The sequence below is a fragment of the Chitinophaga sp. W3I9 genome (genome assembly GCF_050434025.1).
Classification (GTDB): Bacteria; Bacteroidota; Bacteroidia; order Chitinophagales; family Chitinophagaceae; genus Chitinophaga.
In genome coordinates this window covers 1,218,249-1,243,786 of the sequence record NZ_JBNPWC010000001.1, presented here as the reverse complement: position 1 = coordinate 1,243,786, position 25,538 = coordinate 1,218,249, and the positions used below count along the sequence as shown (strand labels likewise).

Here is a 25,538-nt window from a genome sequence, read left to right as displayed (position 1 = left end):
AAAATTTTGTAACCAAATCTTTCATAATACGATGAGAAGCCATGTACTAGCCTGGTCGGGGCTGTGCTATGCCTTTTTCTGCTATACCTCCAGCAGCGCATACGCAAAACCCGAAGGGTATCTCACAGCAAAACAGCTGCAAGCTGATACCACCGTTCCGGTAGTGATTAAACCCGCTGCTGCTGATACCAGTGTTAAACCTAAACAGGATACCACTGCTCCGGTAGTCATTAAACCTGCTGCTACCGATTCCACTGTTAAACCGAAACAGGATACTTCCAAACCAGTAACCGATACCGCCAAAACGGCTGTAGCAAAACCTAAAGAGGATACCGCACTCATCCTTCCCCCGGACTCAGCTACCGCTAAAAGCGAAGTTGGAAAATTCCAGCTTACAGGAACAGTGAAAGATGATAAAGGAACTCCTATTCCCGGCGCCGTTATCCGGAATAAAACATCTAAACTAAACGCACAGTCAGACCCAACTGGTCAATACACCATTAAGGCGGCCGTACGCGATACTATACTCGTCACAGCTCCTACTTTCGGTGAACAGTCTATCCCGGTAGAAAAAAGAGGTGAACTCGATGTTACCCTGGTTCCCTCCAATGCTACCAAAAAAGTTTTGGGAGAAGTAGTAGTCACGGCCCTAGGCATTAAAAAGAATCCCCGCTCCGTAGGTTATGCCATACAGGAAGTAAGCGGTAATGCCGTACAGGAAGCAAAAGAAGTAAACTTTGTAAACGCCCTTACAGGAAAAGTTCCCGGTGTGCAAATCAGCTCTAACACAGGTTCCATGGGCGGTGCCAGCAAAATCACCATCCGTGGGGTAAAATCCATCCTGGGTGATAACAATGCCTTCTTTGTACTGGATGGTGTACCGATGATCAATAACGTAACAAACGATCCCGGACAGCAAAACGGTGGCGGCGGTTACGACTACGGTAGCCCTATGCAGGATATCAATCCGGAAGACATTGAAAACATCTCTGTCCTCAAAGGCGCAGCTGCAACCGCCCTCTACGGAAGCCGCGGTGCCAACGGCGTTCTCCAGATAACCACCAAGAAACGCCCGGATACCGAAAAAGGAATCGGGGTTACCTATAGCCTCAACGCCCAGGTAGACCAGGTAGCTGTACTCCCCGATTATCAAAATACTTACGGCGGCGGTAGTGCAGGAAAATTTGATACCCTCTATTACAATCAGCATCCGGAAGGCTTCCTCAATGAACAAAGCGCTACCTACGACGACAACAACGGCAAAGGACGCTACGACCTGATGCCACAATATGCAGTGGATGAATCATGGGGGCCCAAACTGAACGGACAAATAATTCGCCCTTATTGGTCATGGGATAAGGATAAAAAAAATCCATACTTCGGCAAAACTGATACCTGGTCACCACATCCAAATAATGTAAAAGACTTCTATAAAACAGGTTTTACACTTACCAACAATATATCAATGGCAGGCAGCGACGATAAAGGAAGTTTCCGCTTGTCGTATGGTAACATGGATCAAACCTTCGTACTCCCCAACGCCACCAACAAAAGAAACAACCTCTCTTTCAATGGTAGCTATGAATTAACAAAGGGAGTAAAAGCCGTAGCCTCCATGAACTACACCTCCTTAAAAGTAAAAGGCCGTCCAGGTACCGGCTTTACCGGTCCCAATCCTACATTGCAGTTCACGATGTATGGTCAGCGCCAGCTCGATCTGGAAATGGAGAAAAGATACAAGTACGATGACGGTTCCCAGATCACCTGGAACCGCCGGTCATGGGACGATCCAACTGTTTCCTCCAGCAATGGACCATACTGGAACCGTTATATGGATTACGAAACAGATAGCCGCAACAGGCTCTTCGGATCTGCCGGACTGGATATAGACGCCACAAAATGGCTCTCCTTCTCCGGTCGCGTATTCATGGACGACTATAGTACACTCGAAGAAGAAAGAACAGCAAAAGATTATGCAATAGGAGGATATATCAAACGCGTGAGAAGTAACCGCGAAATGAACTATCAGTTAACAGCAGATATCAAAAAAGATTTCGGTACCGACTTCCAGCTGAATGCAACAGTTGGTGGAAACGTGATGCATCGTAAATGGACCGTTACCGGCGGAAGCGTCGTGGGTGGATTGATCACTAAAGATGTGTACAACCTGCTCAACTCTGCGCAACCCGCTCAGGCCATTGATCAGTACTACGAAAAACAGATCAACTCCGTCTTTGCTACTGCCAACCTGGGATATAAGAACCTGCTGTTCCTCGACCTCACGGGTCGTAGCGACTGGTCCTCTACCCTGGTAAAAGGTAATAACCAATATTTCTATCCATCGGCTTCCCTTTCCTTTGTTTTCTCAGACCTGTTGAAAGAATGGAAATGGCTGTCATTTGGTAAATTAAGAGGTAGCCTCGCTGCGGTAGGTAATGATGCCGATCCGTACCGGATTTACAACACATACGACTTCATTCCTCCTTTCGGCAGCAATCCGGTTATCCAGTTCTCTCCAACATTATACAACGAAGACCTGAAACCTGAACGTACCACGGAAGTGGAAACAGGCGTGGAATTGAAATTCCTGGACAACCGTATTGGTGTTGATTTCACCTACTACAGACGCGTTACCAAGGATCAGATCATCACACTGGCACTGCCTACAGCCACCGGTTTCACAGGAGCCTACGTAAATGGTGGTAGCGTGGAAAATAAAGGTATTGAAATAGGGCTGAACCTGAACCCCATCCGCCTGAAAAATGGCTTCCGTTGGGATATCAGCGCCAACCTCGCACGCAACCGGAACAAGGTGCTCAACCTGGATATTGCACAGTACAATACATCACTGGACTTCCTGACAATCGGCACCGACCGCCGTACACAGAAGGTATCGGTGGTAGGACAAGTAGGAGAGCCGCTGGGAACTATCCGCGGTACGGATTATACTTACCTTAACGGCCAGAAAGTAGTAGATGCGCTCGGACGTTATGTGCCCAGTGAAATCAAACCTATCGGTAACGCCTATCCCGACTATGTAGGCGGTGTTACCAACACCTTTACTTATAAAGGTATTTACCTGTCTGCACTGGTTGATTTCCAACACGGCGGCGATTTCTTCTCCTATACTAACCTATACGGAAATAAATCCGGTCTGCTGGAAACCACTGTAGAAAATGGTATCCGTGAAAATGGTATCGTCGTTCCGGGTGTTACAGCAGATGGCCACGCCAATACAACAAACATCAGTGCACAGGATCACTTCAATTACAACGGTGGAAATGTGATCAGCAAGGCCAACCTGTATGATGCCAGCTATATCTACCTGAGAGAGGCCAAAATCGGTTACAATCTGCCGGAATCATGGTATAAGAAAATAGGAGCCCAGGCCGCCCGCCTTTCTCTCTATGGCCGTAACCTCTGGTTAATTAAATCAAATGCGCCGAATGTAGATCCATCCAATATCCTCAATTCCGCTTCCAACGTGCAGGGAATTGAAGGTGGTGCGCTGCCATCACTCCGGTCTTATGGATTAAACCTGAATGTATCATTCTAAATTTTGTGAAGATGACTAAAAAGATTTTTAAATATAGCAGCATCCTGTTCTTGTTGGCTTCACTGGCAGTTACCAGCTGTAAAAAGTTGGATGATATGAACACTGATCCAACCAGGCCAACTACCGCTTCGCCCGCAAACCTGCTCACGGGCGCCCAGAAAAGCACGATGGACATGCTTTACAGCGGATTACAAAACGGTTTCATCGCCATGAACTATGCACAATTCTGGACTGGAAACTCCAGGACAAATGATAGCCAGTTCAATCTCGATGAAGGTAATAATGCCGCCTTCTGGAATACATTATACCGTATCTCGTTGCATAATCTTGATGACCTGGTTAAACAAAACGCGGCTAACCCGGGGCTGCCCGGCGCGACTAACCAGAGTGCCATCGCAAAAATCACAAGCGCCTGGATCTACCAGATCCTGGCAGATACCTACGGAAATATTCCATATACAAAAACCTTCCAGGGTAGCAGTAATATTACCCCTCAATACGATGATGCCCAAACCATTTATAACTCCCTGCTCGACACCCTGCAGGCGCAGATAAATGTGCTGGACACATCACAGATTAGCTTTGAAACCGGGGATATTATTTATAACGGAGATGTAGAAAAATGGAAGAAACTGGCAAATTCGCTGATGCTCAGATTGGCCATCCGCATGGTGGACGCCAACCCACAAAAAGCCAAACAGATCATTGAAGCGCACTATCAGGATGCCCTTAGCGATAACAGTGACAATGCCGAGTTCGAATACCTGAATGCAGCACCCAACAAATTCCCTTATAATGACTCTGAACGCGATATCATCGACTTTTCTGTAAGCGCCACCCTGGTGGATTATATGAAAAGTGTAAATGATCCCCGCCTCAGCATTTACGCCCGGCCTTCAGCCATTAGCGATACCATCAAAGGTATGCCTTACGGCTCGTCCGCTTCAAATCCGGACAGGCTTCCTATAGACAACTACTCCTTTCCCGGCACACAAATATATAGCGCCACAATGCCAGGCATTCTAATGGGATATGCAGAAGTAGAGTTTATCCTGGCGGAAGCTGCTGCCAGAGGCATGAATGTGGGCGATGATGCGGCTACGCACTATGCAAAAGGCATCACCGCTTCTATCAGCTACTGGCGTACACTTACCAACAACACAGATATCACGGATGCTGCTATCGAGGCATATATAGCGAAAGTACCTTACGTAGCCGCCGACTGGAGAAATGTGATCGGTACGCAAAAATGGCTCGCGCTTTATCCGCAGGGCTTCCAGGCATGGTTTGAAAGAACCAGGCTTCATTTTAGCAAACCAGGCGGACAACCATTATTCATAGCTCCGGTATCCGGTTCACTGGATCCCAGCGTTACAATGGTGCCCTACAGGTTAACTTACCTGCAGACCGAGCAAACACAGAATAAGGCCAGCTACGAAAAAGCTGCTTCCGACATCGGTGGCGACACAAAAGGCACCAAACTGTGGTATAACAAATTCTGATACAACAATCAACTATAGCTAAACAACAATCTACCGGCGCCTGCATCTGCAGGCGCTTTCTTTTTTTATACCGATTTATTTATCTTTAACCCCACCTATATTCAACGATCATGAGGAAAGTACTGCTAACAATGGCCCTGCTGGCTATTGTCCGTTTGGTATCAGCACAGGAAACAACACATGCCTACCAGAATTGGTATACTTATTTCGGCACCATGAAAATTAACAGTAAATGGGCGGTGCCTTTTGATGTGCAGTTACGTATCAGGGATGGTATCAGTAACAAAGGTCAGCTGCTCATGCGCGGCGGTCTGCAATATTCCCTTACCAAACAGGATCATATTTTACTGGGATATGCATATGTACCCACTTACAATGCCACCAGCAATACATGGCTGCCTGAACAACGCATCTTTGAACAATACATCCATAAAGCAAAAAAACTGGATATGACCCACCGGGTACGGCTGGAACAACGCTGGGTATCCCAACCGTCAGCTCCCGGAGATCCGCATGCTATCGGTAATTGGAAATATGGTAACCGCGCCCGCTATTTCAACCGCACACAACTACCCATCCTTCATAAAAAAGCAGCCACCCCGTTTTACGTGGCCCTGCAGGACGAAATCTTTTTAAATCTCTGGGGAAATGATATCAGCAACCTGCTGTTCGATCAGAATCGCTTCCTGGTTGCTTTTGGATATCAGTTCAATCCTAATCTCAAAGCAGATATAGGCTATATGAACCAGCTGGTCCAGGTTACGTCAGGCGCTAAAACCATGAACCATATCCTGCATTTCAGCGTGTTCCAGAATATTAACCTGTAACGCAGAAAGTCTTACCGGTAATTACTAAACTTCGATTTGAGTATGCCCGCGAAATTGCGGTAGGCCTCCTCTGTCTGGAAAGCACTGGTGGGAATGAGAAAGAAAGTTTTCTTATCACGATAGAGGAAGAAGAATTTTTCAGTTTCCACTACCCTGGAAAAATTGCTCCAGCTGATATTACGCGGATGATCACTCCCCCGGGTGGTAATCAATAATCCCTCGTCAGAATACTTGAGATGTATACTGTCTTTAAAAGTAGCCGCCTTATTGTAAATAGAAACAGGTAACAGGTACCAGAATACCCAGCCAAGCACCAGTATCATGATAACAATACCAGTAAGCGCACCGGTGGTCACCACGCTAAAAAAATAACCTGTTAAAGTAGCAAGTAATAAGATGATAAGGGTATTGCGGAAGACTTTAATCTCGCCTCTTCGCATAAAATGATAGCGCAATGCATGCAACACATCCCCTTTATCGTAGTTAAACTCTAAATGCATTATCGCCTGGCAAAACTATTTTATCTGTTAACTGAAATCGACATCGGATTATCCATTTCATCACGCACAGTAACAGGTGCTTCCTTCTTCCGGCTGCGTTTTACATTAGACAGATCGTCCTCGCTGAATCCGGGGAAGTTCTTCTTGATGAACAGAAAATATTGCTGCAAGGTTTTTGGATCTACCTTGAAAGGAAAAGCCATTTCCTTACCACTCCCTTTGAGGAAGTCGTTTGTATTTAATTTAGTCTCGTTTTGTAAATACCACTTGTATAAGTCCACAATAGCTTTCTCCAACTCTGCTTCATCCACTTTCTCAGTTGTCTCTACCCGCGGAAACATTAACACAAACTCTTCTACCCTTACAGGCTTGGCATTATTCGTGTTTTTGGCGTTATTACGGTTATCGTTGTTGTCTCCGTTTTTATCACCATTATTATCCCCGTTTTTGAAACCAGTGCTGGCATTTGCTGATGCGGCTGCGGCCAAAACTACCAACAGCATAAACAACAGCTTTTTCATAAGGCGTCAAATTTTCGAGTTTAAAAATACAATTATATTTTGAGATTTCTAGTAGATTCCAAAATATGCGTAAAAACCCCTAAAAAAAACAAAAGCAATGGGCGAACCATTGCTTTCGAGAGTCATTTACAGTGCATGATGAATCATGCGGTGTAGGAATATTTGGTTTTTCATAGGACAGTAACCATAATAAAAATTAATACAATAACAAATATAATAAAATTATATCGTGAGTTAGGGAAAAGATTAAATATTAGAAATATATTAATATTTCTGCACGTTTTTAAAAAAGATGCAATTAGATTGATCTTTTTAGAAAAATATCAAATCAAAAAAATATGTTGTAAAGAATCAGGACCTAAATATTGCCTGGAGAAAGAGAAGAAAAACAGGGTGTTTTTTGAAAAAAGTAAGGGCGCCTAGAAAAGCGCCCTCAATTTGTTACTATCCTATGAAAACCCTATTTGAATACAAAGGTAAGGGCATGTTATTTTTCTTTGAAATTTTAGAGCCTAAATAACATATCATTAACAAGAAGTTGTAACATCAATCAGCTGCAACCCATGCTGGTACCGCAATTCAAACATTTATAGCAAGTACCCGAACGCACCGTGATATGTCCACAGGTATTACATGCCGGCGCATCACTTTGCATACTTTTCAAGTAATCCTGCGTACCACTTTCCTGCTGAAATGCTGTAGCCGCCTGCATCCTGGGAATACGCGGAGCAGCTTGCCCACTATTGTTTACCTTTCCTGGCAATGGAACCGGCGCCTCCTCATCCGCATCCCCTTCACCCGTATTACCAGGTGCATCCAGCACATGTACCAGGTCGGTACGGCCCAGGTACTCATATCCTAACACCCTGAAAATATAATCGATTAGCGAGGTGGCCGATTTAATATTGGGATGATCTACCATTCCGGCCGGCTCAAACCGCGTGAAGACAAACTTATCTACAAACTCTTCCAACGGAACCCCATATTGCAATCCAACAGAAACGGCAATGGCAAAACAGTTCATCAAACTCCGTAAAGTAGAGCCCTCTTTCGCCAGATCAATAAATATTTCGCCCAACGTACCATCGTTGTACTCCCCGGTACGCACAAAAATTACCTGGCCACCCACATTTGCCTTTTGCGTAAACCCACCCCGTTTGGATGGCAAACTTTGCCGCTCCACAATCCTCGACAACTGGCGCTTTAAGGTGGTGTCCCTGCTGGCCAGCATCCGTTTGTTCACTTCCTCCAGCAACTCATCAATCGTCAGCTGCTGCAGGTCCTGCCCGGCAGCCACCTCGTTCGCCGGCTCCGCTTTCTTCCTTTTATCACTCTTATTGCTTAAAGGCTGACTTAACTTACTACCATCCCGGTACAAAGCACAGGCTTTCAACCCAAGTTCCCAGCTGAGCTTATAAGCATCCGCAATTTCTTCCACAGCCGCCTCATTCGGCAGATTAATGGTTTTGGAAATAGCCCCGGAAATAAAAGGTTGCACCGCCGCCATCATCCTGATGTGACCATGCGCATGTATATACCGCTCTCCATGCTTTCCACATTTATTGGCGCAGTCAAATACAGGTAAATGAGCATCTTTCAGGTAAGGAGCCCCCTCCACCGTCATTGTTCCGCACACATAATCATTCGCCGCTTCTATCTGCTCATCCGTAAATCCCAAAGCATGTAACAGGCTGAACTCAAGACTGTAATAATCCTCCGCCTTAAACCCTAACCGCTGCAAACACTCTTCTCCCAATGTATAAACATTAAATACAAACGATATATCAAAGGAAGAAGAAACGGCGGTATCCAGCTTTTTCAGCTCTTCCCCCATAAATCCTTTCTCACTCAGCGACTGATGATTAATATAAGGCGCCCCCGCAAAATTGCCGGTTCCTTTTGCATAATCCACAATCGCCTTTATTTCATGGGAAGAATAGCCCAGGTTTTGTAACGCTGTAGGAATAGACTGGTTAATAATCTTAAAATAGCCGCCACCAGACAGCTTTTTGAATTTCACCAATGCAAAATCAGGCTCCACGCCGGTAGTGTCACAATCCATCACCAGGCCAATAGTGCCGGTAGGTGCAATCACCGTCGCCTGTGCATTCCGGTAACCATATTGCTCACCCAGCTTCACTGCCTCGTCCCATGCCTTGGTGGCCGATTTCAGCAGATAATCCGCGCAATACCGTGCGTCAATGCCCCTGGGCTTTATCTCCAGTCCATCATACGCATCAGAGGCATCGTATGCGGCCGCCCGGTGATTCCGCATCACCCGCAACATATCTTCCCGGTTCTCTTTATACCGGGGAAAGGCGCCCAGATGTGCAGCCATCTCCGCAGAAGTTTTATAGGCAATCCCCGTCATAATAGCGGATATCGCTCCTGATATGCCACGCGCTTCCTCGCTGTCGTAGGCAATGCCGCTCACCATCAGCATAGAACCCAGGTTGGCATAACCCAGCCCCAGCGTGCGGTATTCATAACTAAGCTGTGCCACTTCTTTAGAGGGGAACTGTGCCATCAGCACAGAAATCTCCAGCACCACTGTCCATAACCTCACGGTGTACTCAAAGCCGGGAACATCAAACAGGTTCCTTTCATCATCGAAAAAACGCCGGAGGTTCACGGACGCCAGATTACAGGCCGTATTATCGAGGAACATATATTCTGAACACGGATTAGAGGCGTTAATACGCCCGCCCTGCGGACAGGTATGCCACTCATTGATAGTCGTGTCATATTGCGTACCCGGATCTGCACAACGCCAGGCAGCATAAGTAATCTGATCCCATAAATCCTTTGCTTTTACCGTTTTTGTGGTTTTGCCGGTACTCCTGGCTTTGAGTTCCCATTCGCCATCTTCCTCCAACACCCGGAAAAAAGAATTCGGTACCCGGACAGAATTATTGGAGTTCTGGCCAGATACCGTTTTATATGCATCTCCTTCATAATCAGAAGAATAGCCAGCTGCAATCAACGCTGCCACCTTCTTTTCTTCCTCTACTTTCCAGTTTACAAATTCCATAATCTCCGGGTGATCAAGATCCAGGCACACCATTTTTGCGGCCCTCCTGGTGGTGCCACCCGACTTAATTGCTCCCGCTGCCCGGTCCCCGATCTTCAGAAAGCTCATTAATCCACTGGAAGTTCCGCCACCACTGAGCTTTTCCCCATCTCCCCGGATATGCGAAAAATTAGTACCCACACCGGAACCGTATTTGAAGATGCGGGCTTCCCGCATCCATAAATCCATAATTCCACCCTCATTCACCAGGTCATCGTTTACACTTAAAATAAAACAGGCATGAGGCTGAGGCCGCTCGTAAGCAGAAGTAGACTTTTCCAGGTTGCCGGTATTTTGCTCCACATAGTAATGCCCCTGTGGCTTGCCTTTAATACCATAGCTCTCAAATAAGCCGGTATTAAACCATTGGGGGGAGTTAGGCACACACGACTGGTTGAGCATACTGTAGGTCAGCTCTTCATAGAAAATCCGGGCATCTTCCGCGGAAGCGAAATAGCCATATCTTTCACCCCAGGCACGCCAGCAGTTGGCCATACGATGCACCACCTGTTTCACCGAAGTTTCCCTCCCTGAAGTGCCATCGGCCTGCGGCACCCCTGCTTTGCGGAAATATTTCTGCGCCAGGATGTCGGTAGCAATCTGCGACCAGGCAGCCGGTACTTCCACGTTATTCATTTCAAATACTACATCGCCACCGGGATTCCGGATCACAGAAGAGCGGAGTTCGTAGGCAAACTGGTCGTATGGACTCACACCTTCTTTGGTAAAATGGCGGGTAAACGCAAGCCCATTCTTACTATTGACTGGATTTTTCATGCCCGTAAATTTTTCTTAGATGATATAAATGAGTTAGTATAGCGGAGTACTCTAAAATTAATTTTAAAATGCCTGGAGCGGCCCATTTATTTTGCACAGATTGTGGATAATTGCGCAAACAGTTTGCCAACACGTTTGTTATAAGCCAAAAAGAAATCCGGCTTAAAATTTGTCATTAACAAAACGTTTACAGTTGCGTTACACATAATCCGCTAGGTATCATGAAGTTCATGAATAGAAAATGAATTGAATGCATATTTATTTAGCAATGTGTGTTATTAATAAAAATATTATACATTTGCGACAACCGGAACAATGCGCTATTGATGTACAATAACATATACACTTCGTTCATCGAAAGAAAGGCTAAAAAGGAAAAGGCATTCGCGGTTTTAATTGACCCGGATAAGGTAACACCTGCCGGCATCATAGAGATTGCTGATAAATGCACTGCTGCCAAAGTTGATTATATCTTCCTTGGAGGTAGTCTGGTGATCTCTGATCACCTTGATGAATGCGTACAACAGCTGAAAGCCAGCTGCAACATTCCCGTTGTATTATTTCCCGGAAGCCCTTCCCAGGTATCAAAATATGCTGATGCCTTACTCTATCTGTCTGTAATTTCCGGCAGAAACCCTGAATTACTGATTGGACAGCATGTGGTATCTGCCGCTGCTGTGAAGAAAAGCGGACTGGAAGTAATTTCCACCGGTTACATGGTAATCGACGGCGGAGCACCCACTACAGTTTCTTATATCAGCAACACCATGCCTATCCCGGCAGACAAGGCAGATATTGCCATGTGTACCGCAATAGCAGGGGAAATGCTGGGAATGAAAGTGATTTATATGGATGCCGGCAGCGGCGCCCGTGTACCTATCACAGAAAGTATGATCAGCAGGGTGGCCAGCCAGGTACAGGCTCCTATTATTGTAGGAGGAGGTATAAGAGATGCAGAAAAAGCTTACCTGAATTGTAAAGCAGGCGCGGATATCCTCGTAGTAGGCAACGCCATTGAGAAAGACCTTTCTCTCATTAAGGAACTGGCAGACGCCGTGCATTCTGTTCCTGTAAAAGCATAAAGATATATAGCATAAAATATAAAACGAATGACAGTAGGAAATCTGCTGTCATTCGTTTTATTAGCCGACCGCTAAATACTTACAGGCTCATCATCTCCTTAAACTTCACTGCCTGCCTGCGGCTTACTTCAATTTTTTCGCCCCCGCGCATTTCCAACAACAGGCCGCCATTAAAGTAAGTATCAATTTTCTCAATCATCCGCAGATTCACAATATGTTTACGGTTTGCACGGAAAAAAGTACGCTCGTCCAGTCTTTCTTCCAGTGCATTCAATGATTTGAGGATCAAAGGCTTGTTGGTTTCAAAATAAACCCGCGCATAGTTACCCACACTTTCAAAAAGCCGGATTTCCTGCAGCTTCACAAACCAGCACCTGTCGCCGTCTTTCACAAAAACCTGGTCATTTTCAGACAATAAATTACGGATACCACCGGATGCCGCCAAACGGTCCTTCTCATCCTGCTGATGCAGTTTGTGGATCGCATCTGCCAGCCGCTTTGGCTCTACCGGTTTCAACAGGTAGTCCAGCGCATTGTACTCAAATGCTTTCAGCGCATACTCATCATATGCAGTAGTGAAAATCACCTGCGGCGTTTTCTCCAGCTCTGCCAGCAAATCAAAACCTGTTTTATCAGGCATCTGGATATCCAGGAACAGTAAGTCAGGATGAAGCGTTTCTATCTTCTCTATACCATCCTTCGCGTTCACAGCTTCCCCCACCACCACTATTTCCGGGTGATCTGCCAGTAATTTTTTCAATTCACTTCTGGCCAGGCGTTCATCATCTATTATCAATGCTTTTTTCATTGGCAATATGAAGTTTGGTTGATGATTTAATTGATTTAAAAATAATAGCTATAACCAGTTAATCCGGCTACAGCAGTTTATAACAAGTGATTTAGAGCAATGGCATCACTACAGTAGCTTCCACCGTTTGCTCATCTTTATTCCTGATTTCAAAAGAAGCCCTGCTGCCAAACAAAAGGCTCAACCGCTGCCGGGTGCTCTGTAATCCAAAGCCATGCCCGTTCATATTGTTTTCTATAATCTGACCGGTATTTTCAATGGTAATTACATGCTGCATACCCTTCAGGGAAGAATGAATATAAACCGAGCCTCCCCGGATTATCCGGGAAATCCCATGCTTAATGGCATTTTCCACCAACGTTTGCAACATCATCGGTGGTACCTGTAACTCCAGCGTATCCGGGTCAATCTCATACTTAACACTCAAACGCTCCTCAAACCGGATATGTTCCAATGCAAGGTAATCCTTTACTATATTCAATTCGTTTTCCAGACTCACCGTTTCCGCCTTCTCCGTTTGCATAGAGCTCCGCAGGATATTGGAAAGCTCTGTGATGGCAGTTCTTGCCCGCTGTGGGTTTTCATCTACCAGCGCCCGGATACTGTTCAGCGCATTAAAAATAAAGTGTGGATTCAGCTGCGCTTTAATCGTTTTCAACTCCAGCTCCTTCACAGTAGTCTCCAGCTTTAACTGATCCACCTGCGACCGCCGGTTCCTTTCAATGTAATGCCATATGAAATATAGAAACCACCAGATGGTAGTGATCAGGAAAGATCCTACAATCCCCACCTGGATGGGCGTATCCGATAAGTGTAACAGGTATATTCCAAAAAAGTAATATCCAATATACGACACCAGCCCCGACCCCGTCATTAACCCGATAAACAGCAGAATCTGGTTCTCAAAATTATAATTCACCCAGGCAAACCGATGGATCAGGTTGCGGAAAAAATGAGTGGCTATAAAACCGAATAACACAAAAATTACCAGATTCAGATAATAAGCCGCGTCCGGAGACGTTTTCCTGTAAACAGAAAAGGCGAAGAAAACATTGATCAGAAAATATGCCGACCACCCCAATATCTGGCACCACCAATATTTGTTTATTTGTTTAAACATTCAATCAAATTAGTAAACTTCACCTATATTCCAAAAATACCCTACAGCGCCCCCAGCAGAAACCTAAATGTTATAAATGGTGAATCAAAAAAGGTAAATGGCAGATGGCTGTATCTGAATGGTGAAATATCACAGAACTGTCCTATTTTCCTGTCATCCTTACACTATTTACCACATATTTTTATGTATTTTTGTTACTTCATATAAACCCTGAGCCCAATTATGAATATAAAGGCAGGTCAACTGTTGAGCCAGATAGAATATCCCGCTGATTTGCGAAAGCTGAATAAAGAACAGCTTCACCAGGTATGTGAGGAGCTGCGTCAATACATTATTGACGTGGTAAGTGTGCATGGTGGCCACTTCGCGGCCAGTCTCGGTGTTGTGGAGCTAACAGTCGCTTTGCATTACGTTTTTAATACCCCCTACGATCAACTGGTATGGGACGTGGGCCATCAGGCCTATGGCCATAAAATTCTCACCGGTCGCCGGGAAACATTTCCTACCAACAGGAAATATAAAGGACTCAGCGGATTTCCTAAAAGAGATGAAAGCCGTTACGACACTTTCGGCGTAGGACATTCATCCACTTCCATCTCTGCCGCGTTAGGCATGGCAATGGCTTCCCACTACAAAGGCGAATTCGACCGCCAGCATATTGCAGTAATCGGCGATGGCGCCATGACAGCAGGTATGGCTTTCGAAGCCCTCAACCACGCCGGTGTGGCAAACGCCAACGTGCTCATTATACTGAACGATAACTGCATGTCCATAGATCCTAATGTGGGCGCGCTGAAAGAATATCTCACAGATATCACCACTTCCCCCACCTATAACAAGGTAAGGGATGATGTGTGGAACCTGCTGGGCAAATTACCGGTAGGAAAGAAATTTACCCGCGACATGGCCTCCAAACTGGAAGCCAGCCTAAAAGGTGTAGTGTCAAAATCCAGCAACCTCTTCGAAGCACTGAAGATGCGCTATTTTGGTCCCATTGATGGACACAACATCACCAAACTGGCCGATACCCTGCAGGACCTGAAAGATATTCCCGGTCCGAAATTGCTGCACATTGTTACCACCAAAGGTAAAGGCTATGCACTCGCAGAAAAGGACCAAACCACCTGGCACGCACCAGGCCTCTTCGATAAAATTACCGGCGAAATATTCAAAAAACCGGTCACCAGCCCGCAACCTCCTAAATACCAGGACGTTTTTGGCCATACCATCATTGAACTCGCAGAACAAAACGATAAAATTATCGGTATCACCCCAGCGATGCCTTCCGGCTCTTCCCTCAAATTTATGATGGAGAAAATGCCGCAAAGAGCCTTCGACGTGGGCATCTGCGAACAACACGCCGTTACCCTCTCTGCCGGCATGGCAACGCAGGGCATGCGCGTTTTCTGTAACATCTACTCCTCTTTCTTCCAACGTGCCTTCGATCAGGCTGTACATGACGTAGCCATCCAGAAACTGCCGGTGATATTCTGCCTCGACAGGGCAGGACTCGTAGGAGAAGACGGACCTACCCATCATGGCGCCTACGATATTGCTTACATGCGCAGTATCCCCAATGTGATCATCAGCGCACCTATGAATGAGGAAGAAATGCGCAACCTGATGTACAGCGCACAACTGCCGGAAAATGATATGCCTTATGTAATCCGCTATCCACGTGGACAAGGCGTAATGCCGGAGTGGCGTACGCCGTTTAAAGCCATTAAAGCAGGTACCGGCCGGAAGATCCGCGACGGAAAAGATATCGCGATCCTCTCCCTCGGACACACCGGTAACTTCGTGGCTGAAGCATGTAAAGAACTGATTGGAGATGGCCTGCAACCCGCTCACTACGATATGCGTTTTGTAAAACCACTGGATGAAGCAATGCTGCACGATATCTTCCAGTCGTTCGACAAAATAATTACCGTAGAAGATGGTACCATTGTAGGTGGCTTCGGTAGCGCAGTCATCGAATTCATGGCTAACAACAACTATAAAGCAACCGTTAAAAGGTTGGGCATACCCGATAGAATTGTGGAACATGGCAAGCCGGACGAATTATACCGCGAATGTGGTTATGATGCCGCCGGCATTGCACGCACTACCAGGGATATGTTGAAAGAAAAAATTACCGTCACTATTTAATAAAAGAATTTAGTTATTTAGCTACCTGAATATTTAATTTCCACAGGAATTGAATATTCAGGTAGCTAAACTTTTTTATACCATGTACTTTCAGCTCAGGATAACGGAGATCATACGCGAAACACCCGGTACTTATACTTATAAGCTGGAAAACACATCGCCGGAGCCACTGGAATATCTGGCTGGACAATTCCTCACCTTTCTCATTACGCTCAACAACAAAGAATACAGGCGCTCTTATTCTTTTAGCTCCACACCAGGTGTAGATCCCTTTCTGTCGGTAACGATCCGCGAAAAAGAAAACGGCGAGATATCCCGCCATCTTATCCATACCTGGAAAGTAAATGATATCGTTACTGCACTGGAGCCCTCCGGCCGCTTCACTTACGAAAAGTCAGATACTGCAGAAAGAGACATTTTCCTGCTGGCCGCAGGAAGCGGTATAACACCCGTATTCTCGCTGCTGAAACATATATTAACAACGGAGCCGCACGCGCATGTTAAACTGATTTACAGCAACGCTGCGCCCGAAACAACCATCTTCTATGAAGCGTTGCTGGCGTGGCAAAAACGTTACCCGCAACAACTGGAATGTATCTGGCTTTTCAGCAATGATCCGGATAGTCATCATATCTACAGAAGGCTCAACAATATTTTACTGGAGCAACTGGTAACCACGCATATCCGTTATCACCGGGAGCATGCACAGTTCTTTCTCTGCGGTCCTCCCGATTATATGCGCACCATCCTGCTTACGCTCACCTTTATGGGCTTCCGGGAATCACAACTCCATAAGGAAAACTTTGTAGTGAATACAGATGCACGGATTGCCAAAACACCGTTACCGCAGGATCACGATCCGAAACAGGTAATCATCCGCTATCGCAATGCAGAGTACAAGCTCGCTGTTCCCGCGAATCAAACCATCCTTAGCTACGCCCTCGCCAATGAAGTATTACTACCTTATAGTTGCAAGGGCGGTGTATGCGGTTCCTGCACAGCGCAGTGTGTGAGCGGCAAAGTATGGATGCCGGTAAACGAAGTACTAACGGATAAAGAACTGGCCGAAGGGCTTATACTTACCTGCGTCGGATATCCGGCAAGTAATGAAATAATACTAGAATTATAAAATCATATAATGTAAAAAATATTATCAATCATAACGATCTGATATTATTTTTTGGATTGCTAAAATTTTAGCTAAATTATGTGGAAAATCAGGTGATGCGGAATACCCCAATCCCAATAAAGCTTACTTGCTTATCGCTTCTGATTGTTGTTATCATTATTAACAGCTACCTCCTGTTTAAAAACGGTTTCCAGTATTCTTCATTATTATTGTCACTCAGCATACTAACGCTTTGCAGTGTATGTGTCCTGCTGATCGTCGCCACATTCTTATCAGACAAACGTCCCCTTCAGTTCGAACATCTCTTTAATGAATATCCCATCCCCATGTGGATCTACGAAAAAGCCACGATGCGCTTTTTGTCTGTTAACAATGCCGCGGTAGAAAAATATGGTTATAGCAGAAAAGAATTTCTGGATCTAACGTTATTGGATATACGGAATGAAGAAGATATACCACTGTTGGTAGAAAATGCCGCGGAGCGGTGTAATGGAGATGAATACAGGGGCATCTGGAAACACCGCAAAAAAGATGGCACCAATTTTTTTGTGGAGATATACTCGCTTCCTGCAGTATATTTTGGTAAAAATGCCCGCTTCATCATGGCCAGGGATATGGATGCACAGGTAAAGGCCACCAGAGAAGCGCGTGAACTGGGTATCCGCTATGAATTACTTGCACAGGCAACCAACGACGCGGTATACGACAAAAACCTTCTGACAAACGTTGTTACCTGGAACCACGGCCTGCATAATCTTTTCCTCTATAACAACCATGATGAAACCGACCTGGTGCAATGGTGGCAGAATAATATTCACCCGGCAGATCACGCCAGGATCGTTACTTCACTTGATGCCTGCAAACGGGCACACCTGAATTACTGGTCGGAAGAATACCGCTTTAAATGCGCAGATGGTAGCCATAAATATGTGGTGGACCGTGCATTCATCATGTACGAAAACAATATCCCCCATCGCATGATAGGCATGATACAGGATATCGACAAGCTCGTAAAACAAGCCAGGCAACTGGAAGAACAAAATGAAACACTCAGGGAAATTGCCTGGATCAATTCTCACGAAATACGCAGGCCGGTAGTATCTATACTCAGCATTGCCGGCTTATTTGATAAAAGCAATCAGGACCTGCATCTCAACACCCAGCTCATGGAATGGCTGCATGAATCCACCCTTCAGCTGGATGAAATCATTCATAAAATTGAGCATAAAGTAAAAGCCCTCCAATAGCTATACCTCACAAGGTATAAACTGGTTGAAGTCTTCCTTTAACGATAAATATAATTTCCGGAAAATCTCCATACGGTGCTGTATGGTTTGAAAGTCATCAATAGGACGGTCGTCATGCACCACGGTTACCGGCGTGTTGGCCACTCTTTTAGCGCATTGCTTGATGTCATGATGCATTTCATCAGCTACTTCGCGCTGGCGCAGTAAACGGTTTTCAAAATGTTCAACCTGTGTCATTACATCCCTGGAGGCTTTGCTGAGGGCGATCTGTTCCAACCGCTCCCGCATCATTTTCACTTCAGCTCTTACTTCGTTTACTTCTTCTTTCCAGGAATTCAACTGCTGGTGCAGTTCTTCAGTGGGAGTTGTGATTTCCATGGTGTATTGATTTATCAATTTAAATGATGATTAAAAAACTATTCATCATACCAAACGCTGTTGTCAATATCCATATTAATTTACCAGAAAAGACCTCTTCCAAGGTACAATCTTTTTCTATTCAACCCCTCACTTTTGCACTTCTTTTTACAGATAAATGCCAAACTCGGGGAAAAAAGCCATCGCCTCCAGGATGCCGCCGGCGCCCGGCCGCTCTGCCTGCAATACGTGCGTCATTCCTGCAGTGCGCGCTATTAATTCGGGCTCCGAATCACCTACTACCACACCTTTAAATCCGGTTTCATACATGGAATAATCATTCATAGAGTCCCCGGCTACCAGCACATTCTGATGCGGCAATGCCAGCACCTGCAACAGCTGTTTCAAGGTAAAGCCTTTGTTCACACCGGAAGGTAATATGTCGAGGTATTTTCCGGCAGATAAAATCAGGTCACATTGCAGCGACGCCGCAATTTCACGGGCGCCTTCAATATCTGTACTATCATCGTAATAGTAAGAACACCGGTATTGCTGATGTGCCTCCTGGTGCAGTAATCCCTTCACTGTTTTCAATGTTTCCCTCACATGATCACCGGGCCATTTGGCGGCAATGTGCGACTGCACCGGCTCTACCGCCGTTAGCGTAGGCAAATGGGTAACAGTGGCCCCTACGTCGCAAATAATATATTCGGGCCACGGTAAATTATTATTTTCCAGTAACGATAATACACTGCGTATGCCCCGCCCGGTTACAAACACCAGCTGTATATCTTTCTGCTGCTGCAATAAACTATATAGTTGTTCCTTATCTGCCGTTGTACCTCCTAAAAATGTACCGTCCAGATCTGTAGCTAATAACATGTGTCCTGGTTGCTTTAATGATTTCAATGAATACGGATGCCGATAAAAATATAAAAAAAAGACCAGCCGTAACGACTGATCTTCTTTTAGATATAATGGGTTAGTATATAACGATGTGATTAGTTCAGCATTGGTACATCTATCAGCAAAAACTCTGCCGGTTTGATTACCTCAATACTTACTTTGTTATATTCAGATAACCCGATCGCATCACGTGTTGTTAATGTTTCTCCATCTATATTCAATTCACCACTAAGCAAAAACAGGTAGGTTCCCATGTTGGTGGCCTTAGCGGTAATGTCCAGTGTTTTGCCCGCTTCATATTTACCCAGCGTAAACCAGGCATCCTGGTTTAACCACAGGCCATTGGCTTCTTTATCCGGTGAAATCACCACCTGTAAAGCGTTTTCACGCGCGGCAGGATCAAATGTTTGCTGGTCGTAACGGGGCGTTACGTTCCTTTCTTTTGGAATTACCCAGATCTGCAGGAAACTCACTTCTTCCGTTTTAGATGCATTAAATTCAGAGTGCACCACACCTGTTCCGGCACTCATAATCTGTACATCATTTTTACGGATCACTTCTTTATTACCCGTGTTATCACTATGGGCCAGTTCACCATCCAACACAATAGATACAATCTCCATATTATCATGCGGGTGGGCGCCAAAACCCATTCCGCCTTTTACGGCATCATCATTTAACACACGCAGTGCGCCAAAGTGGATCCTGTTGGGATCGTAGTAGTTAGCAAAGCTGAAAGTATGATGACTTTTCAGCCAACCATGATTGGCGTATCCCCTGGTATCTGCGCGATGAATAACTTTCTTCATAACTAAATCTCCTTTGTTTTAACACTACAAATATCGCTATAAACGAAGGGGGGAAGAATGGATCATATGTTGAAAAAAGTGGACAAAAAAATACGGATCTTTCTATACAGTAGCCGTTTAAAAAACGGCATGCATATGAAAAATCCGTAAAAGCTGTAACGATGCCTGGTAGCTATTTACACCAGTTTCGCATCTGTAGTAATGGTAGCATTCAGCACCTTGCTTACCGGGCAGTTAGCCTCAGCATCCGCTACAAATTCAGCGAATTTGGCAGCGTCCAGGCCCTCTACGCTGGCAGTTACTTCCAGGTGGCTGGTAGTAATAGCACCGTTATCTAAAGTAATAGTGCATTTGGTATCAATGTTACCGGGAGTAAAACCTGCGCCAGTGATCACAAAGCTCAGCTTCATGGTAAAACAACCGGCGTGGGCTGCTGCAATCAGTTCTTCAGGGTTAGTACCAATACCATCTTCAAAACGGCTGCTGAAAGAGTACTGGGTCTTGTTTAATACAGTTGACTGGGAAGTTAAAGTGCCTTTACCTTCTTTACCGGTACCTTGCCAATTGGCAGATGCAAATCTTTTCATGTTTAATTTTTTATTTTTTCCAGTTAGAAAAATCAGTGCGGAGGCCCAAATTACAAATTAATCGGCAATAAAAAACGCCGGAGCTTCCTGAAACGTAAAAGCACATAAAAAAAGCCGCACAGTTTCCTGCGCGGCTATACATGGTTCCTGTCAATTGATTCCTATATTATTGCTATTAACGCCGCAATAGCCTGTTACAGATCCTGACCTGCAACAGGCAAGTGCCATATTATTGTTGCTTTACCATTTGTACACTGGCCAACAGCTTTACTTCATCACTCAGCAATAATCCGCCGGTTTCAGTAGTAGCGTGGAAAGTAAGACCAAAATCTTTACGGTTAATTTTACCGCTCAGTTCAAATCCTGCTTTAGTTTGACCATACGGATCCACTACTTCGCCGCCAAACTCAACATTCAGCTCTACGGGGCGGGTATTATCCCGGATGGTTAAATCACCTACCAGTTTAAATGTATCTGCATCTATTTTCTTTACTTCTTTAGACACGAATGTGAGCTTTGGATACTTTTCTGCTTCAAAGAAATCTCCTGCCTGCAGGTGGGCATCACGCTGCGCATTCTGTGTGGAAATACTGTTGATGTCTGCTTCAAATGTGATATTGGCAGTGCTGAAATCATTATCAACAGTTTGCATGGTACCATCAAATTTGGCAAACTGACCGGTTACGGTCGTAATCATCAGGTGCTTGATTTTAAATTGTACATCACTGTGTGACGGATCAATTTTCCAGGTTGTCATATAGCTTTGTTTTTTTAGTATTATTAAATGTTTAATTAGTTTAAGACTCCCATTTTACCGGCGTTAAAATCATCTATCGCCGTTCTGATTTCATCTTCGGTATTCATCACAAACGGACCGTAAGCAAAAATGGGTTCATCAATCGGTTCGCCGCTCAGCACCACCATAGCAGTGTCTTTCAGCGCGGTGATGATTACTTCGGTACCCTCTTTTTCAAAGAGAGCGGTTTCCACTCCTTTGAGTGACTGGCCATTCACATCAGCTTCTCCCTGGAATACGACGGCTGCCGTGTTAAAATTTTCCGGTATGCTTAAAGTGATTTTATCATCTTTTTTAAGATGAATATCATAAACATTCACCGGGGAAAAAGTACTGGCAGCGCCTTTCACACCATCATACTCACCTGCAATCACTCTCACATATCCTTCTGCACTTACCTTTACCACAGGAATTTCTGCTTTGGTAAGGTTCTGATAGGAGGGAGGATTATTTTTAAATGCTTTAGGAAGATTTACCCATAACTGGGCAAACTCCACCTTCCCGCCTTGTTTACTGAATGCTTCACTGTATTTTTCTTCATGTAAGATGCCGCCGGCAGCTGTCATCCACTGCACATCACCGGGAAACAACAAACCACGACTACCGGTAGAATCACGGTGTTCCAGTTCGCCCTGGTATACGATGGTAACGGTTTCAAAGCCTTTGTGCGGATGTTCGCCAACACCTTTGGGTCTTACACTCGGTGGGATGTAATTGGGAGCTGCATAATCCATCATGATAAAAGGACTGATCCTGTTACCTTCAGAACGGGTTCCGCCCGGTAAGGTGCTCTGCACCCTGAATCCATCGCCTACCATGTGTGGTGCGGCTGCAATTACGATCTGGCTTACATGTTTTTGTGTTTTCATATTATTTGCCTCCTTAAGACAACACAAAAGTACATGTTACAACATCGGTTAAGAATGGATAAAACACTCCTAGTGATGGACTTTTTTTGAAAATTCCGGAAAATTCAGACGGAAGGGCCTACAGATGTGCGGGATGCCTCTTTAAATTCAGAAGGACTCTGGTTGGTATACTTCTTAAAAAAGCGGCTGAAGTAGTGCGGATCATCAAAACCCAGCTTATAGGCTATCTCTTTGGCGGTAAGGTCTGTATTGTACAAATACCGCTGCGCTTCCAGGATCACCCGGTTGCGGATATGTTCTCCGGCGGTAATACCGGATAATTGCTTGCTGATTTCATTCAGCAGCACGGGTTTGATATGTAAAAGGCCTGCGTAATCAGATACGGTTTTTAATTCGTGGTATTTTTCCTCTATCAGGTTTTTGAATTTCAGGAAGATGGAACTATTATGCGCTGCATGCTGTTCAGGGGTAATGGCTACATTTTCTCCCTTTATGCGGGAAGCCAATACCAGGAAATAACGCAGCAGTCCGTGCAGGGCCATTTCATATTCAGGTTCACGCAGGGTTAACTCCTTCATCATCAGGCGAACAATGGCGTCAATATCTTTCTCCTGTTCATCATCAATATGAATTACGCTGCTGAACTGGTTATTGAAAAACAACCCTGAATTGATGCCGGATACCTGCGTCTGATCCTTTAAACACATGAAAGCATCGCGGAAGGCGATCATGTATCCGTCTATTTTATCGGTTGCCTGCAGGTTATGCACCTGGCCGGGAGCCACAAAAAAAAGCGTGTTCTTTTTTACCTCATGCGTCACCGCATCAATGGTATGCAGCAGTTTACCTTTCTTAATCCAGTAAATGGTGTAGAAGTCGTGCCGGTGAGGTACGCCGATCTGATCAAAAAAAGAGTTACCTAATTCACAAAGACCAGACACCACAAATCCCGGATCTACATGTGAGTACTCCGGTAAGGAAACAATCCCGATATTTTCACGTTTCTCAGCCATCTATTAAGGTTCCTGCTGTTTCTTCCTCCCTTTCGGAAGGATCAATGTATTCAATAATAAAGTTATTCCTGCCTTCGCCCACCATAATCCCCATATGCTTCATTTGCACCAGTTCCAGCATACTGAGGAACAGGAAAATGGCATGCACACGGTCTTTACAGTGATCGAATATTTTTTCAAAAGATAAAGTACGCTCCGCCCGTGCCAGCTCTTCCATATACATCCTGGAGCCCTCCATTGTATAGTCGTACTTGTATACCACGTGCTGGGGCTTGTTATCGCGTTCTTTCATGCGCTGAATCACCTTCTCAAAGGTTTTTGTCAGCTTGAAGAGGGTGAGGGTTTGCACTTCAGTACCTTCACTGGTCACTTCCCCGATTTCGGCCAGTTCCTTTGCAATATTTCCACGTTTTACAGACAGCATACGGTCTGCTTCCATTTCTGCCAGTTCCGCGGCCGCCAGCTTGTAACGCTTATATTCCAGGATTTTGTCTATCAGCTCCATCCGCGGATCAATTTCATTTCCCTGCTCATCCAGTTCCTTGCGCGGCAACAGCATCTTTGCTTTGATTCGCATCAGGGTAGACACAAAGAGAATAAATTCACTGGCCAGCTCTATATTCAACGTTTCAATATGATGAATATAGTCCAGGAAATCCTGCGTGAGGGTATTGATAGGGATATTGTAGATATCCAGCTCATCACGTTCAATGAAGAACAGCAGCAGGTCGAAAGGACCTTCAAATTGCGGTAATTTGATCTTATAGACAGGTGCTTGTTCGCTCACGTAATGCTTTTAAAGATTTTTTATAAAAAGATATCGCACAATTGCCCGGAGTCATTAAATGCCCGGTTAGATAACCGGCTTCCTGTCTCCATGCCGCTGTGCGATATCAAAAATAACAAAATTCCGGCGAATCAGAACTTGGCAGCAAAGCCAATCCCGATCACCTGTTTTATCTGTAGCCGGGGACCCATCACACCGGTTTCTTTATTCTCAAACACTTTTACATCATCATCATATATCATATCTACGGTCAGCAGGGCAGAAATCCACTTGTTTACCTTCAGTTCCAATGCGTTGGTAAAAAACACGTCTATGTTCCCCGGGTTGTGCCTGTAATCGGAAAATAAATCCAGCCGGCCTTTATAAGTCATGTTTTTTGCAAAGGTCTTTATATAGTTGGCAGAGAGGTAAGCGCCTATTTCATATTTAAAATGCGACCCTGTATCCACTCCGTAAGCGCCCTGTTTAGAGAGTACGTCATCCATTACAAACACAAAACGGGAAGTAATTGGCGACAGGAATAAAGAAAATGAATTATCCGGTTTATAATCAAAACCCGGCGACACCAGCACGTAAGCAGGAGAGAAGAATTTTGAGGACAACTGCGGCGTAGTATCCGAAGGATACAAATAACCATTGGTGAACTGGGTACGTAAATTCACCAAACCGCTTAAATACCAGTTTTTGCCAATCTCATAGCCATATTTAGAAGTAAGGTCAATGCGGTCGTCATTTTTCCGTCCTCCCAAACTGGTGGTATTAATATAGCCATAAGCCAGGTCGGCTATGTTGTCCCAGGAATGTTTTCCTTTCTTATAAAACGCCCAGCCAAAAAGATTGGACCCGATAGAGAAAGCAAAATTATCACCGCCCGCAGCCCAGTTACTCAAGGATCCCTGGTTGATATTTACATTAATGTTCATCCCCTTTCTCCACAATTTGGGAATGGTGTCATTAGGGTCTTTTTTGATCTTACCGGCAGCTTCTTCCCTCGACTTCTTCATCCAGTCATTTTGCGCGTGTACCGCCGTAAACAGTAGCATACAGCAGGCAATGGATAAAGTAAATTTTTTCATCAATTTGTGTTTAAATGAGTACGTAATAAGTCACCCCACTTTTTCCCGAAG

At 45.0% G+C, this 25,538-nt stretch carries 21 protein-coding genes; 7 read left to right on the top strand and 14 right to left on the bottom strand.

The genetic code is table 11. The features are described from left to right. Positions 1-31: 31 nt before the first annotated feature. The 3 genes from QFZ51_RS05405 (at position 32) to QFZ51_RS05395 (ending at position 5,885) form a co-directional block, all read left to right on the top strand. The gene (locus tag QFZ51_RS05405) at positions 32-3,556 is read left to right on the top strand and encodes a SusC/RagA family TonB-linked outer membrane protein (protein WP_429043925.1); all 3,525 of its coding nucleotides are present in this window, start codon (positions 32-34) and stop codon (positions 3,554-3,556) included. Between the two features lie 11 nt (positions 3,557-3,567). Beyond that, complete coding sequence (locus QFZ51_RS05400) at positions 3,568-5,058, top strand: SusD/RagB family nutrient-binding outer membrane lipoprotein (protein ID WP_370911235.1); 1,491 nt, start codon at positions 3,568-3,570, stop codon at positions 5,056-5,058. Between the two features lie 110 nt (positions 5,059-5,168). Continuing rightward, positions 5,169-5,885: a DUF2490 domain-containing protein gene (locus QFZ51_RS05395; protein WP_429043923.1), complete on the top strand. Its 717-nt coding sequence runs from the start codon at positions 5,169-5,171 to the stop codon at positions 5,883-5,885. 11 nt (positions 5,886-5,896) lie between these two features. Here the strand turns inward: QFZ51_RS05395 and QFZ51_RS05390 are convergent, their stop codons facing one another. The 3 genes from QFZ51_RS05390 to QFZ51_RS05380 form a co-directional block, all read right to left on the bottom strand. Then, entirely contained in the window at positions 5,897-6,385 is a 489-nt protein-coding gene (locus tag QFZ51_RS05390) for a YcxB family protein (RefSeq protein WP_370911237.1), read from the bottom strand. A gap of 20 nt (positions 6,386-6,405) precedes the next feature. After that, complete coding sequence (locus QFZ51_RS05385; RefSeq protein WP_370911238.1) at positions 6,406-6,906, bottom strand: hypothetical protein; 501 nt, start codon at positions 6,904-6,906, stop codon at positions 6,406-6,408. A 550-nt stretch (positions 6,907-7,456) separates the two neighbouring features. Then, on the bottom strand, positions 7,457-10,753 hold the full coding sequence (locus QFZ51_RS05380) for a vitamin B12-dependent ribonucleotide reductase (RefSeq protein ID WP_429043920.1): 3,297 nt from the start codon (positions 10,751-10,753) through the stop codon (positions 7,457-7,459). 326 nt (positions 10,754-11,079) lie between these two features. On the opposite strand from QFZ51_RS05380, the gene QFZ51_RS05375 reads away from it, so the two are divergent. Further along, entirely contained in the window at positions 11,080-11,835 is a 756-nt protein-coding gene (locus QFZ51_RS05375) for a geranylgeranylglyceryl/heptaprenylglyceryl phosphate synthase (protein ID WP_079469798.1), read from the top strand. A gap of 79 nt (positions 11,836-11,914) precedes the next feature. On the opposite strand, the gene QFZ51_RS05370 is transcribed toward QFZ51_RS05375, so the two are convergent. Both QFZ51_RS05370 and QFZ51_RS05365 read right to left on the bottom strand, forming a co-directional pair. Next, positions 11,915-12,643 (bottom strand): LytR/AlgR family response regulator transcription factor, encoded by a 729-nt coding sequence (locus QFZ51_RS05370; protein ID WP_079469799.1) that lies wholly within the window; start codon positions 12,641-12,643, stop codon positions 11,915-11,917. Between the two features lie 91 nt (positions 12,644-12,734). Next, complete coding sequence (locus QFZ51_RS05365; RefSeq protein ID WP_429043918.1) at positions 12,735-13,763, bottom strand: sensor histidine kinase; 1,029 nt, start codon at positions 13,761-13,763, stop codon at positions 12,735-12,737. A gap of 222 nt (positions 13,764-13,985) precedes the next feature. Between QFZ51_RS05365 and dxs the strand changes: the two genes are divergently transcribed. The 3 genes from dxs to QFZ51_RS05350 all read left to right on the top strand — a co-directional run bounded on the left by dxs (position 13,986) and on the right by QFZ51_RS05350 (position 18,287). After that, a complete protein-coding gene (gene dxs / locus QFZ51_RS05360; protein ID WP_429043916.1) occupies positions 13,986-15,911 on the top strand; it encodes a 1-deoxy-D-xylulose-5-phosphate synthase in 1,926 nt (641 codons plus the stop codon). 82 nt (positions 15,912-15,993) lie between these two features. Beyond that, positions 15,994-17,040, top strand: coding sequence for a 2Fe-2S iron-sulfur cluster-binding protein (locus QFZ51_RS05355; RefSeq protein WP_429043914.1), 1,047 nt, complete (start codon positions 15,994-15,996; stop codon positions 17,038-17,040). A gap of 80 nt (positions 17,041-17,120) precedes the next feature. Beyond that, complete coding sequence (locus QFZ51_RS05350; protein ID WP_429043911.1) at positions 17,121-18,287, top strand: PAS domain-containing protein; 1,167 nt, start codon at positions 17,121-17,123, stop codon at positions 18,285-18,287. Here QFZ51_RS05350 and QFZ51_RS05345 read toward each other — a convergent pair whose 3' ends face one another. The 9 genes from QFZ51_RS05345 to QFZ51_RS05305 all read right to left on the bottom strand — a co-directional run bounded on the left by QFZ51_RS05345 (position 18,288) and on the right by QFZ51_RS05305 (position 25,487). After that, a complete protein-coding gene (locus QFZ51_RS05345; RefSeq protein WP_429043908.1) occupies positions 18,288-18,665 on the bottom strand; it encodes a hypothetical protein in 378 nt (125 codons plus the stop codon). It lies immediately after the preceding gene. A 147-nt stretch (positions 18,666-18,812) separates the two neighbouring features. Next, positions 18,813-19,526, bottom strand: a complete 714-nt coding sequence (locus QFZ51_RS05340; protein WP_429043907.1) for an HAD-IIB family hydrolase — start codon at positions 19,524-19,526, stop codon at positions 18,813-18,815. Positions 19,527-19,645: 119 nt separating this feature from the next. Then, complete coding sequence (locus tag QFZ51_RS05335; RefSeq protein WP_429043906.1) at positions 19,646-20,359, bottom strand: pirin family protein; 714 nt, start codon at positions 20,357-20,359, stop codon at positions 19,646-19,648. 176 nt (positions 20,360-20,535) lie between these two features. Then, positions 20,536-20,946, bottom strand: coding sequence for an OsmC family protein (locus QFZ51_RS05330; RefSeq protein ID WP_079469807.1), 411 nt, complete (start codon positions 20,944-20,946; stop codon positions 20,536-20,538). Between the two features lie 229 nt (positions 20,947-21,175). Beyond that, positions 21,176-21,703: a YceI family protein gene (locus tag QFZ51_RS05325; RefSeq protein ID WP_079469810.1), complete on the bottom strand. Its 528-nt coding sequence runs from the start codon at positions 21,701-21,703 to the stop codon at positions 21,176-21,178. 35 nt (positions 21,704-21,738) lie between these two features. Beyond that, the gene (locus tag QFZ51_RS05320) at positions 21,739-22,611 is read right to left on the bottom strand and encodes a pirin family protein (protein WP_429043903.1); all 873 of its coding nucleotides are present in this window, start codon (positions 22,609-22,611) and stop codon (positions 21,739-21,741) included. A 104-nt stretch (positions 22,612-22,715) separates the two neighbouring features. After that, positions 22,716-23,624, bottom strand: a complete 909-nt coding sequence (locus QFZ51_RS05315) for a helix-turn-helix domain-containing protein (protein WP_429043901.1) — start codon at positions 23,622-23,624, stop codon at positions 22,716-22,718. Next, complete coding sequence (locus tag QFZ51_RS05310; RefSeq protein WP_079469813.1) at positions 23,617-24,411, bottom strand: segregation and condensation protein A; 795 nt, start codon at positions 24,409-24,411, stop codon at positions 23,617-23,619. Before QFZ51_RS05310 ends, QFZ51_RS05315 begins: the two co-directional genes overlap by 8 nt. Positions 24,412-24,542: 131 nt before the next feature. Next, on the bottom strand, positions 24,543-25,487 hold the full coding sequence (locus tag QFZ51_RS05305) for a DUF3078 domain-containing protein (RefSeq protein WP_429043898.1): 945 nt from the start codon (positions 25,485-25,487) through the stop codon (positions 24,543-24,545). Between the last annotated feature and the right edge of the window lie 51 nt (positions 25,488-25,538).

Bases quoted from the DNA above. Each gene is read 5' to 3' on its own strand.
- QFZ51_RS05380 (WP_429043920.1), bottom strand. From the start codon at position 10,753: ATGAAAAATCCAGTCAATAGTAAGAATGGGCTTGCGTTTACCCGCCAT.
- QFZ51_RS05325 (WP_079469810.1), bottom strand. From the start codon at position 21,703: ATGACAACCTGGAAAATTGATCCGTCACACAGTGATGTACAATTTAAA.
- QFZ51_RS05315 (WP_429043901.1), bottom strand. From the start codon at position 23,624: ATGGCTGAGAAACGTGAAAATATCGGGATTGTTTCCTTACCGGAGTAC.
- QFZ51_RS05345 (WP_429043908.1), bottom strand. From the start codon at position 18,665: ATGGAAATCACAACTCCCACTGAAGAACTGCACCAGCAGTTGAATTCC.
- QFZ51_RS05305 (WP_429043898.1), bottom strand. From the start codon at position 25,487: ATGAAAAAATTTACTTTATCCATTGCCTGCTGTATGCTACTGTTTACG.
- dxs (WP_429043916.1), top strand. From the start codon at position 13,986: ATGAATATAAAGGCAGGTCAACTGTTGAGCCAGATAGAATATCCCGCT.
- QFZ51_RS05385 (WP_370911238.1), bottom strand. From the start codon at position 6,906: ATGAAAAAGCTGTTGTTTATGCTGTTGGTAGTTTTGGCCGCAGCCGCA.
- QFZ51_RS05390 (WP_370911237.1), bottom strand. From the start codon at position 6,385: ATGCATTTAGAGTTTAACTACGATAAAGGGGATGTGTTGCATGCATTG.
- QFZ51_RS05365 (WP_429043918.1), bottom strand. From the start codon at position 13,763: ATGTTTAAACAAATAAACAAATATTGGTGGTGCCAGATATTGGGGTGG.
- QFZ51_RS05400 (WP_370911235.1), top strand. From the start codon at position 3,568: ATGACTAAAAAGATTTTTAAATATAGCAGCATCCTGTTCTTGTTGGCT.
- QFZ51_RS05375 (WP_079469798.1), top strand. From the start codon at position 11,080: ATGTACAATAACATATACACTTCGTTCATCGAAAGAAAGGCTAAAAAG.
- QFZ51_RS05330 (WP_079469807.1), bottom strand. From the start codon at position 20,946: ATGAAAAGATTTGCATCTGCCAATTGGCAAGGTACCGGTAAAGAAGGT.
- QFZ51_RS05335 (WP_429043906.1), bottom strand. From the start codon at position 20,359: ATGAAGAAAGTTATTCATCGCGCAGATACCAGGGGATACGCCAATCAT.
- QFZ51_RS05395 (WP_429043923.1), top strand. From the start codon at position 5,169: ATGAGGAAAGTACTGCTAACAATGGCCCTGCTGGCTATTGTCCGTTTG.
- QFZ51_RS05340 (WP_429043907.1), bottom strand. From the start codon at position 19,526: ATGTTATTAGCTACAGATCTGGACGGTACATTTTTAGGAGGTACAACG.
- QFZ51_RS05320 (WP_429043903.1), bottom strand. From the start codon at position 22,611: ATGAAAACACAAAAACATGTAAGCCAGATCGTAATTGCAGCCGCACCA.
- QFZ51_RS05355 (WP_429043914.1), top strand. From the start codon at position 15,994: ATGTACTTTCAGCTCAGGATAACGGAGATCATACGCGAAACACCCGGT.
- QFZ51_RS05405 (WP_429043925.1), top strand. From the start codon at position 32: ATGAGAAGCCATGTACTAGCCTGGTCGGGGCTGTGCTATGCCTTTTTC.
- QFZ51_RS05370 (WP_079469799.1), bottom strand. From the start codon at position 12,643: ATGAAAAAAGCATTGATAATAGATGATGAACGCCTGGCCAGAAGTGAA.